The sequence below is a fragment of the Saccharopolyspora sp. MMCC62 genome (assembly GCF_057736575.1).
Map to the genome: position 1 here is coordinate 103,479 of NZ_JBYKCM010000012.1, position 15,416 is coordinate 118,894.

Here is a 15,416-nt window from a genome sequence, read left to right on the forward strand (position 1 = left end):
GGTGTACCACATGGCAACCGAGCACGAGCCGATCTGGGCCGCCCCCGCCCCGGGAACCCGCAAACCGCGCTTCACCCGCGAGCAGATCGCCGCGGCCGCGCTCGCCCTCGCCGACGCCGAAGGCTTCGAAGCCGTCTCCATGCGCCGGGTCGCCGCCGAACTCGGCGCCGGGACGATGACCCTGTACCACTACGTGCGCACCAAGGACGACCTGATCGCGCTGATGGACGACGCCGTGATGGCCGAAGGGCTGCTCCCCGCCGACGCACTGCCCACCGAATGGCGGGCCGCGCTCACCGCCATCGCGCACCGCACCCGCGACGTGCTGCTGCGCCACCCGTGGTCGATGCAGGGCCTGCGCGGCGCGCGGCTCGGGCCGAACGCGCTGCGGCACTTCGACCAGTCGTTCGCCGCGCTCGCGCACACCCCGCTGGACGCCGAGGCGAAGATCGCGCTGCTGGGCGCGGTCGACGACTACGTGCAGGGCAACGTGCTGCGCACCGACGACCCGCAGCACGGCGAGCTCAGCGCCGACACCGCCCGGTTCGTCCGCGAGCAGCTCGACCACGGCGACCTCCCGCAGCTGCGCGCCCTCGTCGGCGACGCCGAGCCGGGCACCGCGTGGGCCCGGCTCAGCGGCACCGGCTCCGCGCGGCAGCGCTTCGCGGACGGCCTCGACGCGCTGCTCGACGGCGTCGCCGCCCGCCACGGGATCTGAGCCCTCGGCCGAACGGCCCGGAAAATCCCGGTGAACCCGGCCGTTCGGTGGAGATCATCCCGGGCGCAACGGCCGATGCCCGCACCCGCCCGCACTCCCTAGCGTGGGGACCAGTCCAGCACCGCGAGCCACCGACCGGCTCCTCGTCCCACGGAGTCCAGATGACCACCACGTTCCCCGCCCCGAGCCACCCCGTGGACGTCGACGGGGTCCGCGAGCGGGTCGACGCGGCCCTGTCCCGGTTCCTCGACATGCAGGAGGACCGGTACCGCGACATGACCGCCGACGCCACGGGGCGCGCGCAGTGGGCCGCGGCGATCGACACCCTGCGCACCTTCCTCATCGGCGGCAAGCGGCTGCGCCCGGCGTTCTGCTTCTGGGGCTGGCGCGGCGCGGGCGGTGCACCCGACGACGAGGGGATCATCGCCGCGGCCGCCGCGCTGGAACTGCTGCACGCGTTCGCGCTGATCCACGACGACATCATCGACGAGAGCGACACCCGCCGCGGCGCCCCGTCGCTGCACCGCCAGCACGCCGACCTGCACCAGCACCAGCGGATGCGGGGTTCCTCGGAGCTGTTCGGGACCTCCGTGGCGCTGCTGCTGGGCGACCTGTGCCTGGCGTGGTTCCACGAACTGCTCGGTTCCAGCGGGCTGCCGCCGCAGCGGCTGGCCGCGGTGCAGCCGATGGTGGCGCAGGCGTTCGCGGAGCTGGTGCTCGGCCAGTACCTCGACGTCGCCGAGCAGGCGGGGTCCACGCACTCGGTGGAGCGGGCCTGCACGATCATCCACTACAAGACCGCGAAGTACACCATCGAGCGGCCGCTGCACCTCGGCGGGCTGCTCGCCGGGGCCGACGCGGAGCTGCTCGACTCCTACACGGCCTACGCGCTGCCGCTGGGCGAGGCGTTCCAGCTGCGCGACGACGTGCTCGGCGCGTTCGGCGACGCCGCCGTCACCGGCAAGCCCGTCGGCGACGACCTGCGCACCCGCAAGCCGACGGTGCTGCTGGCGACCGCCCGGCGGCGCGCCGGGGCCGCCGAACTCGCCGAGATCGACCGCGCCTTCGCGGCGGGCGACCTCGACGACGAGCAGGTGCGGCGGGTGCAGTCGGTCATCGTGGAGAGCGGCGCGCTGGCGGAGGTCGAAGGACTCATCACCACCCGCGCCGGCGCGGCGCGAGGAGCGCTGGCGACGATGCGAGTCCCCGAGCACACCCGCCGAACCCTCACCGACCTCCTCACCGCCGCGACCGACCGCGAGTTCTGATCCCCGGAACGCACCCGGCTCTCGACCTTCGTCCTCTCAGCGGCGAAGCCGCTGAGCAGCGACCCAGCAAGCAACCGGCACCGCCGCGGGTTCTCAGCGGTTCCCTCGCGAGGACAGCGATTTCTCCTGTGGCGGAGCCACCGGTGAAATCGATCCCGCAGCGAGGGAACCGCTGAGGTTCCGCCACCGGAGTACTGCGCAACAGGAGCAGCGGAGACTTCACCGCGACGGTTCGAGAGCACGGCAAGTACGGGACCAGCTCCACTCGCCTGGTTCTGGGACTCCTACCAGCTTGAGCCCCGCCGCCCGCAGCGTGCGGGCGATCGCCGTGTCGTCCACGCGGGTGTGCGCCCACACCGCGGTCATCCCGTCCGCGTCGGCCTGCGCGACGAGTTCCGCGGCGAGCCGGGTGCCGATGCCGCTGCGCTGCCGGTCGTCGCGCACCAGCAGCGCCAGTTCCGCGGCCGTGCCGTCGCGCATCAGGTTCCCCATCGCCACCACCTGCCCGTCGGCATCCAGCACCAGCAGCGACCGCCCCAGTTCCGGGGTGAGCAGCCGCAGCAGTCCGCGGTCGCCACCGGCCGGGCCGGGGCTGGCGTAGCGGCGGTAGCGGGTGGCGGCCGAGCAGCGGGCGTGGAACGCGGCGACGAGATCCAGGTCGGCGCGGTCCGCGGTGCGCAGGACCAGCGCTTCTCCGCAGGTGGTGACGAGTTCCCGCACTTCGGGTCGCAGCCGTTCCCGGCAGGTCGCCGCCAGGTCGACCATCGCCCGCGCCCGCGCGAACTCGGCCGGGGTGAACTCCGCACCGGCCCGGTCCAGCACCAGCGCACCGCCGCCGGGCACGGTCAGCCGCAGCCACCGGCCGTCGACGCCGTCGGGTTCGGCCGAGTGCTCCTGCCAGCGGACTTCGACCGGGCCGAGGGTGCCGCGCAGCGCCCGCACCAGGTCGCCGCGCCCGCGCACCAGGTCGGCGGCGAGGTGCAGCGTCCGGGTGGGCACGTCGTCGAGCTCCCGCACGTCGGCGGGGCGCGCGGTGACGTCGCGGCCGCCCGCGTCGGCCACGGCCCGCACCAGGTCCGCTTCGCCCGCGGACGTGGGCACGTGCACCAGGACCTCGTCGACCGCGCCGTCGGCGACCGGGTGGACGTGCACGGTGCGGATGTCGCCGCCGAGACCGGCGAGCCCGGACGCGAGCCCGGCGAGGCTGCCCGGGTCGTCGGTCACCGAGGCGCGCAGCCGCCACAGCGCGCGCGGTGCGGCGGGTTCACCGAGGACCTGTTCCGGCGCGAACTCCGGCGGGGGCACCGGGCGCCGCGTCCAGGAGAACCGCACCGCGGCACCGGCCGCGAGCAGCGCGCCCGCCGCGATGAGCAGCACCGACGGGGCGGTCGGCCTTCCGGTGGCGAGCAGGTGGGCGAAGCCCGCCGCCGCGCACAGCAGGGCGAGTTCGACGACTTCGCGCGTCCAGCCACCTCGGACGGGGGCCGCTGCCGGGATTCCGCGGTGCTCGGTCATGCCCCGACCTTGCCCGCGGGATGTTTCCCCCGGCCCGCGGCGGGATGACGGTGCCGTTAAGCCGAACGGTCCTGGCGGGAACCCGTCACGCGGATAAGATCACGCCATGACGACTGCGACCGGATCCGCGGGCAAGCACCGGGTGGCCGTGCTGCCGACCACCGGCACCGCGCCCTTCGAACTGGGCGTGATCTCGGCGGTGTTCGGGCACTACCTGCTCGACCTGATCCCCAGCCACTACGAGCTGGCGGTGTGCGCGGAGGACTCGGGCGCGGTGCCGCTGGCGGGCGGGGCGGTGATGAGCACCCCGCACGGGCTCGCCGAACTCGCGGCCGCCGACACGGTGATCGTCACCAGCCGGGCCGACCCGCACGAGGCGCCGTCCGCGGAACTCGTCGCGGCGCTGCGCGCGGCCGGGGACCGCGGCGCGCGGCTGGTGTCGACGTGCACCGGCGCGTTCGCCCTCGCCGCCGCCGGGGTGCTCGACGGGCGCCGGGCCACCACGCACTGGCGCTACGCGGACCTGCTGCGCACCCGGTACCCGAGCGTCGAGGTCGATCCGGCGCCGCTGTACGTCGACGAGGGCGACGTGCTGACCGGCGCGGGCAGCGCGGCCAGCCTGGACCTGTGCCTGCACCTGGTGCGCAAGGACCTCGGCCCGGCGCTGGCGAACACGGTGGCGCGCCGGCTGGTGATCCCGCCGCACCGCGAGGGCGGGCAGGCCCAGTACGTGGAGACGCCGGTCGCCGGATCACCGGCCGACGACGGGGTGGCGCGCAGCATGGAGTGGGCGCTGGCGCACCTCACCGAACCGCTCACCGTGGAGCTGATGGCCGGGGCCGCGCACATGTCCGAGCGCAGCTACCTGCGCCACTTCGCCCACGCCACCGGGAGTTCGCCGATGCGCTGGCTCGCGGCGCAGCGCATCGGGGCGAGCCTGGCGCTGCTGGAGAAGACGAAGGACCCGGTGGACGAGGTCGCCGAGGCGGTCGGCTTCGAATCGGTCGTGACCTACCGGTACCACTTCAGCCGCATCATGCGGACCTCGCCGACGGCCTACCGCAGGCTGTTCCACACCGCGCCCGCCCCGGCGCCGGCCCGCGCGCTCGCGCCCCAGGCCGGGTAGGCCCGGGGCGCGCCCGCGATCAGTCCTTCCGCTGCAGGAAGGCGAACAGCGCCGCGGCGAGTTCCGCCGGGGCGTCCTCCTGCACGAGGTGCCCGGCGCCGGGGATCAGCCGCAGCTCGGAGCCGGGGACCAGGCCGGCGAGCTCGTGCGCCTTGTCCACCGGGATCCAGGTGTCCTCGGCGCCCCAGCACACCAGCGTCGGCATCCGCAGCCGGTCGTAGGAGCCCTGCACCTCGTCGGTGAAGCACTGGTCGGCCTGCGCGATCTGCCGGTAGAACGCGGGCTGCCCGAGCTCGCCGAGCCACGGTTCGGCCAGCGCGTCCACCAGCGGGTCGTCCAGCCCGCGGTGGCTGGCGGAGCGGATGTACTCGCGCACCAGCGCCCGGTGCATCGCGGGCGGCAGTTGTTCGAAGACCTGCACGTTCTCCCCGACCAGCCGGAAGAACGGCGATCCCCACGGGGCCAGCGCGACCGGGTCGACGACGGCGAGCCGCTCGTACTCGGCGCCGTGCAACAGGTGCGCGCGCAGCGCGACGGCACCGCCGAAGTCGTGCGCGACCACCGCGGGCCGCTGCAATCCCCAGTGCTCCAGCAGTTCCGCGAAGACCCGGCCCTGCGCGGCGAGCGACACGTCCTGCCCGTCGCGCTTTTCCGACGTCCCGTAGCCGGGCATGTCCCAGACGTGCACCCGGAAGTGCGGGGCGAGCGCTCTGGCGACACCCCGCCAGACGAAGGAGGAGAAGGGCGTGCCGTGCAACAGCACGACCGGTTCCTTCCCCTCCTCGCCCAGCACGTCCCAGCGGACGTCACCGGCGCTGCTGCGGTGGACTCGACCGAGTTCCCACTCCTGCACGAAGGCTCCCTCTCGATTCGTCTTGATCGACTCAGCTTCGATCCGGAGAAGTATGCCAGCCGCGTGGGAACGGGAACCCCGGATCAGGGCAGCGCCATCGCCGCCGTGAGCGTCGAGCCGTCGCCGGGGTCGATCAGCAGCAGCGATCCGGTCGCCCGCGATTCGGCGTAGGCGTCGACCGGTACCGGTTCCGCGGTGCGCAGCACGATCCCGCCGATGTCGTTCATCTCCAATCCGCCGGGGGCGGGGCTGCGTTCCAGCGTTTCCGGGGTGAGCCGGTGCCGCACTTCGCGCACCACCGCCTGCACGGTGCGCGTCGCGTGCTTGAGCAGCACGCGCTGCCCGGCGACCAGCGGCCGCTCGTGCAGGTGGCAGGCGGTGGCTTCGATCTCCCGCACCGGCCGCGGCGCGTCCGCGACCGGCACCAGCAGGTCACCGCGGCTCACGTCGAGGTCGTCGGCGAGCCGCACCGTCACCGACTGCGGCGCGCGGGCCACCGCCGCCGGTTCGCCCAGCACGTCGATGGCTTCGACGGTGCTGGTCAACCCGGACGGCAGCACGGTGACCCGCTGCCCGACCCGCAACGTCCCGGACGACAACCGGCCGGCGTAGCCGCGGTAGTCGAGGTGTTCGGGGGTCTGCGGGCGGATGACGTGCTGCACCGGGAACCGCACCGGATCGGCGGCCGGGTCCCGGTCGGCGGGCGCGGTCTCCAGGTGCTCCAGCACGGTCGGCCCGCCGTACCAGTCCATGTGCCGGGAGGGCACGACGACGTTGTCCCCTTCCAGCGCGGAGATCGGGATGGCCAGCACGTCCCCGGCGCCGAGCGAGGCGGCGTAGCGGACGAACTCGTCGACGATCTCGGTGAACCGCTGCTCGGACCAGCCGACGAGATCCATCTTGTTCACCACCAGCACCAGGTGCGGCACCCGCAGCAGCGCCGCGACCGCGGCGTGCCGCCGGGTCTGCTCGACGAGCCCGTGGCGGGCGTCGACGAGCACCATCGCCAGGTCGGCGGTGGAGGCCCCGGTGACCATGTTCCGGGTGTACTGCACGTGCCCCGGGGTGTCGGCGAGGATGAACCGCCTGCCGGGGGTCGCGAAGTACCGGTAGGCCACGTCGATGGTGATGCCCTGCTCCCGCTCGGCCCGCAGCCCGTCGGTGAGCAGCGCCAGGTCCGGCGCGGCGGTCCCGTGCTCCGGTGCACCGCGGGTGATGGACTCCAGCTGGTCGGACAGCACCGACTTCGAGTCGTGCAGCAGCCGTCCGACCAATGTGGACTTCCCGTCGTCCACCGAGCCCGCGGTGGCGAAGCGCAGCAAGGACATCTCGCGGTTCCGCTCGATGACGCCCATCAGAAGTACCCCTCCCGCTTGCGGTCCTCCATGGCGGATTCGGACAGCTTGTCGTCGGCGCGGGACGAGCCGCGCTCGGTCAGCCGCGATTCGACGATCTCGTCGATCACCTCGGCGACGGTGCCCGCGGTGGAGTCGACGGCCCCGGTGCAGGACATGTCGCCGACGGTGCGGTAGCGCACCGTGCGGGTCTCGACGGGTTCGTCCTCGCGCGGCCCGCCCCACTCGCCGGGGGCGAGCCACATCCCGCCGCGCGCGAACACCTCGCGGTCGTGCGCGTAGTAGATGCTCGGCAGGTCGATGCGCTCCCGCTCGATGTACTGCCACACGTCGAGTTCGGTCCAGTTGCTCAGCGGGAACACCCGCACGTGCTCACCGGGGGCGCGCCTGCCGTTGTAGAGCTGCCACAGCTCGGGCCGCTGCCTGCGCGGGTCCCAGCCGCCGAACTCGTCGCGCAGCGAGAACACGCGTTCCTTCGCCCGCGCCTTCTCCTCGTCGCGGCGCCCGCCGCCGAACACGGCGTCGAACCCGCCGCGGCGGATCGCGTCGAGCAGCGGCTCGGTCTGCAGCGGGTTGCGGGTGCCGTCGGGGCGTTCGCGCAGCCGGCCGCTGTCGATGAACTCCTGCACGGAGGCCACGTGCAGCCGCAGGCCGTGCCGGGCGACGGTGCGGTCCCGGTGGTCGAGCACCTCCGGGAAGTTGTGCCCGGTGTCGACGTGCAGCAGCGGGAACGGGACGGGCGCGGGGGCGAACGCCTTCAGCGCCAGGTGCAGCATCACGATGGAGTCCTTGCCGCCGGAGAACAGCAGCACGGGCCGCTCGAACTCCCCCAGCACCTCCCGGATGATGTGCACGCCTTCGGATTCGAGGACGTCCAGGTGCGACAGGCCGGTCGTCTCGGCGGTGTCGGTGAACGGTCCGGCGACGGTCGTCATGCCAACCCCCTCTGGAACAGCAGCGCCCGCAGGCTCACCACGGATTCCTCGACGCTGTGCTGGTCGGTCTCGATCCGCAGGTCCGGGTCGGCCGGCGCCTCGTACGGGGCGTCGACCCCGGTGAGGCCGGTGAGCCCGCCCGCTCGGTGCTTGGCGTAGAGGCCCTTGACGTCGCGGGCCGCGCACAGCTCCACCGAGGTCGCGACGTGCACCTCGATGAAGTCGGCGCCGCTGCGGTCGTGGCGATCGCGGACCGCGGCCCGGCTGGACGCGAACGGCGCGATCACCGGCACCAGGGCGAGAACTCCGTTGCGGGCCAGGGTTTCCGCCATCAGCCCGATGCGGGCGACGTTGGCCTCCCGGTCCTGGCGGGAGAAGCCGAGGCCCAGCGACAGGGTGGTGCGCATGACGTCGCCGTCGAGCACTTCGACGCGGCGGCCCTCCTCCCGCAGCCGTCCGGCGAGGGCCAGGGCGATGGTGGTCTTGCCCGCGCTGGGCAGGCCGGTCAGCCAGACGGTCGCGCCGGGATGGCAGGTGCACCACCGGGCCTCCGCGTCCGGACGGGATGAGCTCGGAGCGAGGGTCATCGCACTACCTCCGTGATCGGGCGGGGAACCGGTGCCGGATCGGCCTCCGGCACGTCGGGGCGAGCGGGTTCGGCGGTGTCGGACACGGATCCCTCGCGCGGCAGCTGGAGCGTGAGGAAGCCCAGCACCACGGTGGTCACGGCGATCACGACGTAGTACCACATGAATCCGCCGGTGAGGTTCTTCAGCGCGCCGGCCAGGTAGTTGCCCGCGATGCCGCCGACGCCCTGGGTGACGTTGGTGACGCCGAAGATGATGGTCGCCGCCGCACCGCTCGCGGTCTTGGCCACGTAGGCGGGGACCAGTCCGTAGATCGGGTAGAAGGCGAGTCCGAACAGGACGCCGGACGCGATGGGCAGGAAGCCGACCGGGGCGACCACCAGGATCACCGCGGCCACGAAGAAGCACGAGTAGCACAGGACGAGCGCGGCGCGGACGCCGATCTTGTCCGAGAGCCAGCCGACGGCGAAGCCGGAGACCATGCCGACGACCCCGATGACGCCCCAGGCGGTGGAGGCGAAACCGATGTCGAAGCCCAGGTCCTCGCGCAGGTACGGGGAGAAGTAGTTCTGGAACGGCATGGACGCGAAGCCGTTCAGGAACTTCATGATCCACACGATCACGACCCAGCGGACCAGCACCATCTTCCAGCCGGCGCGGGCGGATACCGCTCGGTCACCACCGGAGTCCACCGTGGACTCGTCGGCGGTGCCGGAGAGGATTCCGATGCGCCAGAACGTGAACGTGGCGACCGCGGTGACCATCAGCGTCCCGGAGCCGACCGCGTACCACAGCCCGCGCCAGTTGTCGTCGCTGACGAACGAGGGCACCAGCATGCTGTTGATGAACACGCCGTAGCTGGTGCCGCTGGAGATCAGGCCGAGGACCTTGCCCCGGTGCTCGTAGTTGATGATCCGGCCGACGATCTCCACCAGCGGCACGTACACCGAGGCCGCGGTGCCGCCGAGGATCGTCAGCAGCACCCCGATCACCACGATGTCGTCGGTCACCGGCACCAGCACCAGGCACAGCCCGCACAGCACGGCCGAGCCCAAGGTCATCTGGCCGCCGCCGATGCGGGTGGACAGCCAGGTCCCGAGCAGTGCGAACACCAGGAAGCCGAGCTGCCCGGCGGCGGTGATGGTGCCGACGGCGGTGAAGCCGAAACCGAGCTCCAGCCGCATGTCGGTGACGATCTGGGAGAACAGGTAGAAGCCGAAGCCGTAGGTCGCGGCGACGAAGCTCGTCAGCAGCACCGTGACCACGAAACCGACCAGGGGGCTGCGCTTCGCGGGCGCAGCGGAGTGCGTTGATGCGTTCATGGGTTGTTCCTTCACGACTTGCGGGCGACCTGGATGATGAAGTCGGCCCCGTGCGGGTCGAACTCGGCGCGGAAGTCCCCGTAGCGCTCGACGGACTCGAAGCCGGCGGTGCGCAGCAGCCCCGCCAGCTCGTCCGCGAGCACCGGGTAGACCTCCAGGTGGTGGGTGACCTCGCCGTCGAACTCGTAGCGGAAGCGGCAGCGCTCCGCGTCGACGTGCGCGACCGACACCTGCACCCCGCCGCAGTAGTAGAAGTTCCCGCTGCTGCGGTAGCGGTGCGCGCGGATGGCGTCGAAGTTGCGGTGGTCCAGCACGAGCACGCCGCCGGGTTCGAGGGCTTCGTAGAACTCGCGGAGCACAGTGGCGCGCTCCGCCGCGTCGAACAGGTGCGGGAACGAGCTGCCCAGGCAGACGATCGCGTCGAACCGGCCGTCGAGGTGCGAGCGCAGCTCGGTCCAGTCGGCGCACACCGTCGGCAGTTCCACGCCGCGGGCGGCGGCGTTGCGGGCGGTCTGCTCGATCATCGCCAGGCTGCCGTCCGCGGCCGTCACGTCGTAGCCGGCTTCGGCGAGGGTGACGGCGTGGAATCCGGTGCCCGCCGCCGCATCGAGCACGCGGCGGGCACCGGTGCCGGAGAGCAGGGCGTCGAAGAAACCGCCTTCGCCCGCCTTGCGCCGCTCCCAGTCGATCAGCTCGTCCCAGTGGTCCACCAAGGACTGGACGTACTGGGCGGCACCGTCCTCGACGGACGCCGGGTTCGCGGGGATCTGCGCGGTCATGATGTCCTCCGTTCGCTGGTGGGTTCGGGTCCCGCGGCGGCCTCCCGGAGGAGGCCGCCACCGGGTTCACGCGTGGGATTCGGCGAAGGCGCGGTACTTCGCGGCGAGCTCGTCGGCGTGCGCGGCGGAGTCGGCGAGCTTCATCGTCTTGCACTCGTAGCCCAGCAACCGCCGCATGATCGCCATCTCGGGCTCGGTGAAGGTGACGGTGCCGTCGGCGTCGATGTGCTCGATGCCGTCCGCGGCCTGGCACCGCTCGTTGATGCGCACCGCCTCGTCCCGGGGCAGGTCGCCGAGGTCGAGCTCCCCGCCGGTGCGGCCCACCCGCACCGGGTAGCCGCCGGGCAGGCCGCCCGGTGCCGGGGCGTGCGCGTGGACGCCGCTGTCGGTGGCGATGCCGGTCAGCACCCGCACCGCGGAGGACGCGGTGAGCAGCTGCCCGTCGACCCCGCCGAGGCGCTTGAGCCGCCCGTCGAGCTGGCGGAACACCGCCTCGTGCGGCACCTCCCGGCTCGGCGGTGCGCCGTCCACCTCGACGTCCAGGTGGTAGGCGCCGTCGCCGGCGTCCCCGGCCCGCGGGACGTAGTGGCTGAAGTAGTGCTGGGCGACCAGCCGCAGCCGCACCGCCGCCGGGTCCACGTCGAGCTCGTGGGCGAACCCGTAGGTCAGCGCCGGGATGATGTTGGCGACGTTGCCGACGCCGATGGTCGGGGCGAGCCCGACCGCGTCCAGCACCGGACCCACCGCGTCCGGGAACGCGGCGTTCACCACCACCGGCCGCACCCCGGAATCGCGCGCCGCCCGCATCAGCAGGTGGTTGAGCGTGAGGTGCATCGGCAGCCACGGGCCGAACTGCGCCTGGTCCAGCTCGGCGAACACCGCCGGGGGCAGCTGGGTGATGATCCGCCAGGACTGCAACGAGGCGCCCATGAACACGATGTCCGGCCGCACCCGGGCGATGGTCTCCGCGGTGGCGTCGACGTCGTGCAGGTCCAGGTGCACGGCGTCGACGCTGCCGTGGGTGCCGAGGTTCGCGGCGGTAAACCGGGCCAGGTTCGCGCGGCGGCGCAGCGCTTCGACGTCGCGCCCGGCGACGACGATGCGGGAGGTCGCCGGGTCGTTCAGCAGCATGGTGAGCACGCGGGAGGACAGGTCTCCCATGCCCACCAGCATGATGAGCGGTTTCTCCGGATGCCGTTCGTCGGTCATGTCCGCCTCCTGGGGGAAGTGCTCCCGGCCCGCCGGCGCGGGCCGGGAGCGGGGGTCAGCGCGGGTAGCAGCCGTTGTCGGCGCGCAGGACGGCGCCGGTCATCAGCGCGGAGTCATCGTCGAGCAGGTAGGCGCACACGGCGGCCACCGCCTCCGGGGTGATGTCCCCGTCGAGCTGCTCCTGCCGCTTGTACTCGGCGTACCGGTAGTCCGGGATGCGGTCCGCGATGGCGGTGCGGATGATCAGCCCGGGCGAGACCACGTTGACCCGCACCAGCGGCGCGAAGTTCATCGCGTTCGACTTGGTCAGCCCGATGACACCGGCCTTGACGGTGCCGTACAGCGCGTCGGAGCTGCCGACCTCACCGGCGACGGAGGCGAGGTTGACGATCGCGCCCCGCTCCCCCGCCGCGATCACGTGCTCGGCGAACCGCCGGGACAGCCACACCGGTCCCTTGACGTTGACGTCGATGACCCGGTCGATGGTGGCGTCGTCGTAGGCCGCCACCGGCTGCCCCAGGTAGAGGCCGGCGTTGTTGACCAGGCCGCGGACGTCGGGGTGTTCGGCGAGGACCACGTCGAGGAACGCGTCGACGGACTCGTGCGAGCCGACGTCGCAGGTGTGCACCTCCAGCGGCCTGCCCTCGTGCTCGGCGGCGAGCTCCTTGAGGGCGGGTTCGTCGATGTCGCAGGCGATCACGGTCTGCCCGTCGTCCAGGCAGCGCCGCACCAGGGCGCGTCCGACGCCGTTGGCGCCGCCGGTGATGATGACCTTCTGGATGCTCATGCCGTCGTCTCCGTCCGCTGCTGCTGCGGGATGCCGGGCCGGTGCAGGATGTCGATCGGTTCCGGTCCCGGGCCCTGCTGCGGGACCGCGGCCGGTCGGATGCGGTGCTGGTGGAGGTGCTCGTAGTAGGGGCGGCAGTGCTCGACGAACTCCCGCAGCCGCGGGTCGTCCTCCGCGGTGGCCCGGTACTTCCGGGCCGGGCGGGCGATTCCGCTGCTGGCGGCGACGTCGGTGTGCCAGCCGCTCCACGTCTTCCACTCCGGGGCCTCGCCGCTGGACCAGTTGAGCGCCTCCGGCCGGAAGTCGATGCCGGCCGCCGCGCAGTAGGCGGCGAGGGTGCCCGCCGGGTCGGCCGCCAGGTCCGCGGCGTCGATCAGCGGCGGGATCCGCCCGGTGAGCTCCCGGACCTCGTCGAACAGACGCGCCAGCTCCGCGTAGCCGAGGACCTCGCGGGTCAGCCCGGGGTGCACGGTGGCGTGCGAGAGCACCGCCTCCGCCGGGTCGCGGATCAGGAACGTGTTCGTCTGCGCCAGCAGGTAGCCCGGGTCGGCCAGCAGGTGGTCCAGCGCGTGGTACGGGAAGTCCTTGTGGAACACCGGGTTCCCGTCCCGGGCGGCCTCCATCCGGTCCCGGATCTCCGGGTAGGTCAGCGGGTGGTCCGGGTCGGTGTTCTTGTGCGGGATGTCGGCCCGCTGCTCGTGCATGAAGAAGACGTAGGCGAACTCTTCGTGGAAGACCGTGAAGTCCCCCCGTTCGATGAAGGACCGCTCCAGTGCGGTGGACATCGAACGGGGATGGCTCCACAGCGCGATCGACCGGTGCATGTTCCTGTTTCCTCCTGTTCGGTTCCCGGGGATCAGCGGGAGGTCGCCAGCAGCGGCGTCCGGCTCCGCTCGGCGTGGTGCAGCTGGCGGGAGGCGAAGTCGAGCAGCGCGCGGTTGTTCTGCATCACCTCGGCGTAGGTGGAGATGAAGCAGCCGTAGTGCGCGAACTCCGGCGGTGCCATGCCGTCCTCGGCGTAGGCGTCCCGGAACGAGGGCAGCCGCAGCAGCTTGGTCAGCACCTCCGGCGGGACCTCCTGGTCGATGCCGTCGGGGCGGAACCCGCCGAACTCGTCCTCGCGCCGGATCAGCTCGGCGATGAAGCTCGGCTTGCAGGTGTAGGCGACGTCGGCACCGGAGCTCTGCTCCAGGTGCGCGCTGAACCACCCGTCGGCGGGCTCGTCGGTCTGCAGGCTGGACAGCAGCAGCTTCACCGGCAGCGAACGCTCCTGGATGAGCCCGTGGATGCGCTTGAGGATCGCCAGCTCCGCCCACCGCAGGTCGCTGGTCTCCAGCGAGATCCCGCGGGCGGCGGCCTCCATCCGCAGGTCCACGTTCGCGCCGAACCGGCCCACCATGTGCGTGAACACGGCCCGCCAGCGCGACAGGTCGCGGCCCTTCGCGTGCGCTTCGGCGAGGCCGTCCTCGACGGCGCGGGCGCAGGCCGCGAACTGCGGCACCGTGTAGGACAGCGTTCCGTTGATCGAGATGCCTTCGGCGACCAGCGCCCGCACCACCTGGTAGCCCTGCGCGCTGCCCGGCACCTTGACCATCAGGTTCGGGGCGATCGCGGCGAACCGCCTGCCCTGGTCGCGCATCCGCTCCGGCTCGAACATCAGCCGCGGGTCGAGCTGGCCGGACACCCAGCCGTAGCGGCCGGCGGTCGCGTTCCACTGCGGGCGCATGAAGTTCGCGGCCCGGCGCAGCACCTCCTCGTAGACGGTGCCGAACGCGTCCTCCGGGTCGGTGATCTCGTCGTCGCGGATCGCGGCGCGCAGCCACGACTCCCAGCGCGGGACGTCGGCGAGGACGCTGGCGGCGACCAGCGACGGGTTGGTCGTCACCCCGCGCACCAGCGCCCGGTCGGCTCTGCCCGGGTCCAGGAACCCGTCGAGGCGGGACGCCCAGCGCTGCCGGGTGGTGCTGTCGGGGGCGCCGGCGAGCAGGCCGTCGCGCCAGGCGGGGAAGTCGAGCGGTGAGGAGTCCCACCAGATCTCGGCCGATTCGTGGGTTCGCTGCAACTGCTCCAGTACGCGTGACAACAGGATCAACCTCGCTTCTCGTGCCGTGACAGGGTTTTCCGGGCGTCCGAGGACGCGTCAGCGGGCGTGCAGGGGCATCAGCGGGCGAACGGTGCCGCCGGGCTCCCGCACCCGGTCCAGCAGCAGCGGGAGTTCGGACATCGCGGTGAAGGTGCGGGCGCCCGCCTCGGCGAGCACCGGGGCCGTTCCGCTCCCGGGCGGGGCGTAGCCGAGGACCGCCATCCCGGCGGCGACCCCGGCCTGCACCCCGGGCAGGCTGTCCTCCACGACCACGCACCGCTCCGGCGCGGCACCGGCGTGCCGGGCGGCGTGCTGGAACAGGCCCGGGTCCGGTTTCCAGGAACCGACCTCGTAGGCGCTGTGGATGCGGTCGCCGAAGTACGGCAGCAGGCCGGTGATCCCGAGCGTGTGCCGGATCTTCGCGAGCGGGGCGCTGGAGGCGACGCAGTACGGCACCTCGACGGTGTCCAGCACGCGGCGGACCCCGGGGATCTCGGTGAGGTGCGCGTCGAACGCCTCCGCCGTGCGGGCCCGGAACCGCTCGGTGAAGTCCGCGGGCAGGCCACCGGGGATCAGGGCGGCGAGCTCGGCGACCCAGTCCGCGACCTTGCGGCCGCGGAGGCGCTCCAGCGCGTCGGCCGCGGTGAGGGCGAGACCGAGTTCCGCGGCCATCTCCCGCAGCACCAGCGCGCTGAGCCGCTCGCTGTCCACGAGCACCCCGTCGCAATCGAACACGAGCAGTTCCACGTCCATGACGCCCACTTTCCGAATAGCACGAATGGCTTGGCGAATGCGTCTGCCGTTCCCGCGATCCGACGTGGAGCGCGATATTCGCGGCAGCGGAAATCAAATGGGTTGATCGGGTGTTCCCGGGCGTGC

15 protein-coding genes are annotated in these 15,416 nt (G+C 72.5%); 3 read left to right on the forward strand and 12 right to left on the reverse strand.

Going from position 1 to position 15,416, the window contains the following annotated elements:
* The first annotated feature begins 10 nt into the window (after positions 1-10).
* Together AC29IT_RS24965 and AC29IT_RS24970 are read left to right on the forward strand one after the other, a co-directional pair.
* Positions 11-718 carry a TetR/AcrR family transcriptional regulator gene (locus AC29IT_RS24965; RefSeq protein ID WP_488220304.1) on the forward strand — a complete coding sequence of 236 codons (708 nt, stop codon included), beginning with the start codon at positions 11-13 and terminating at the stop codon, positions 716-718.
* Between the two features lie 161 nt (positions 719-879).
* Positions 880-1,986 carry a polyprenyl synthetase family protein gene (locus AC29IT_RS24970; RefSeq protein ID WP_488220305.1) on the forward strand — a complete coding sequence of 369 codons (1,107 nt, stop codon included), beginning with the start codon at positions 880-882 and terminating at the stop codon, positions 1,984-1,986.
* Between the two features lie 219 nt (positions 1,987-2,205).
* On the opposite strand, the gene AC29IT_RS24975 is transcribed toward AC29IT_RS24970, so the two are convergent.
* Positions 2,206-3,501: a GNAT family N-acetyltransferase gene (locus AC29IT_RS24975; RefSeq protein ID WP_488220306.1), complete on the reverse strand. Its 1,296-nt coding sequence runs from the start codon at positions 3,499-3,501 to the stop codon at positions 2,206-2,208.
* Positions 3,502-3,607: 106 nt separating this feature from the next.
* Between AC29IT_RS24975 and AC29IT_RS24980 the strand changes: the two genes are divergently transcribed.
* Positions 3,608-4,627, forward strand: a complete 1,020-nt coding sequence (locus AC29IT_RS24980) for a helix-turn-helix domain-containing protein (protein WP_488220307.1) — start codon at positions 3,608-3,610, stop codon at positions 4,625-4,627.
* A gap of 19 nt (positions 4,628-4,646) precedes the next feature.
* Here AC29IT_RS24980 and AC29IT_RS24985 read toward each other — a convergent pair whose 3' ends face one another.
* The 11 genes from AC29IT_RS24985 to AC29IT_RS25035 form a co-directional block, all read right to left on the reverse strand.
* Positions 4,647-5,480, reverse strand: coding sequence for an alpha/beta fold hydrolase (locus AC29IT_RS24985; RefSeq protein WP_488220308.1), 834 nt, complete (start codon positions 5,478-5,480; stop codon positions 4,647-4,649).
* Positions 5,481-5,563: 83 nt separating this feature from the next.
* A complete protein-coding gene (locus AC29IT_RS24990) occupies positions 5,564-6,835 on the reverse strand; it encodes a sulfate adenylyltransferase subunit 1 (RefSeq protein WP_358441406.1) in 1,272 nt (423 codons plus the stop codon).
* Positions 6,835-7,770 carry a sulfate adenylyltransferase subunit CysD gene (cysD, locus tag AC29IT_RS24995; RefSeq protein WP_358441409.1) on the reverse strand — a complete coding sequence of 312 codons (936 nt, stop codon included), beginning with the start codon at positions 7,768-7,770 and terminating at the stop codon, positions 6,835-6,837. The genes AC29IT_RS24990 and cysD overlap by 1 nt, the downstream gene beginning before the upstream one ends.
* Entirely contained in the window at positions 7,767-8,357 is a 591-nt protein-coding gene (gene cysC, locus AC29IT_RS25000; RefSeq protein ID WP_488220309.1) for an adenylyl-sulfate kinase, read from the reverse strand. Before cysC ends, cysD begins: the two co-directional genes overlap by 4 nt.
* A complete protein-coding gene (locus AC29IT_RS25005; protein ID WP_488220310.1) occupies positions 8,354-9,679 on the reverse strand; it encodes an MFS transporter in 1,326 nt (441 codons plus the stop codon). The genes cysC and AC29IT_RS25005 overlap by 4 nt, the downstream gene beginning before the upstream one ends.
* Before the next feature lie 11 nt (positions 9,680-9,690).
* Positions 9,691-10,458, reverse strand: a complete 768-nt coding sequence (locus AC29IT_RS25010) for a class I SAM-dependent methyltransferase (RefSeq protein WP_358441417.1) — start codon at positions 10,456-10,458, stop codon at positions 9,691-9,693.
* A gap of 66 nt (positions 10,459-10,524) precedes the next feature.
* Positions 10,525-11,667 (reverse strand): hypothetical protein, encoded by a 1,143-nt coding sequence (locus AC29IT_RS25015; RefSeq protein ID WP_488220311.1) that lies wholly within the window; start codon positions 11,665-11,667, stop codon positions 10,525-10,527.
* Between the two features lie 55 nt (positions 11,668-11,722).
* Positions 11,723-12,454 carry an SDR family NAD(P)-dependent oxidoreductase gene (locus AC29IT_RS25020; protein WP_358441422.1) on the reverse strand — a complete coding sequence of 244 codons (732 nt, stop codon included), beginning with the start codon at positions 12,452-12,454 and terminating at the stop codon, positions 11,723-11,725.
* Positions 12,451-13,278: a sulfotransferase-like domain-containing protein gene (locus AC29IT_RS25025; RefSeq protein WP_358441425.1), complete on the reverse strand. Its 828-nt coding sequence runs from the start codon at positions 13,276-13,278 to the stop codon at positions 12,451-12,453. The genes AC29IT_RS25020 and AC29IT_RS25025 overlap by 4 nt, the downstream gene beginning before the upstream one ends.
* A gap of 32 nt (positions 13,279-13,310) precedes the next feature.
* Positions 13,311-14,537 (reverse strand): transaldolase family protein, encoded by a 1,227-nt coding sequence (locus AC29IT_RS25030; RefSeq protein ID WP_488220312.1) that lies wholly within the window; start codon positions 14,535-14,537, stop codon positions 13,311-13,313.
* A 57-nt stretch (positions 14,538-14,594) separates the two neighbouring features.
* On the reverse strand, positions 14,595-15,290 hold the full coding sequence (locus AC29IT_RS25035; protein WP_488220313.1) for an HAD-IA family hydrolase: 696 nt from the start codon (positions 15,288-15,290) through the stop codon (positions 14,595-14,597).
* Between the last annotated feature and the right edge of the window lie 126 nt (positions 15,291-15,416).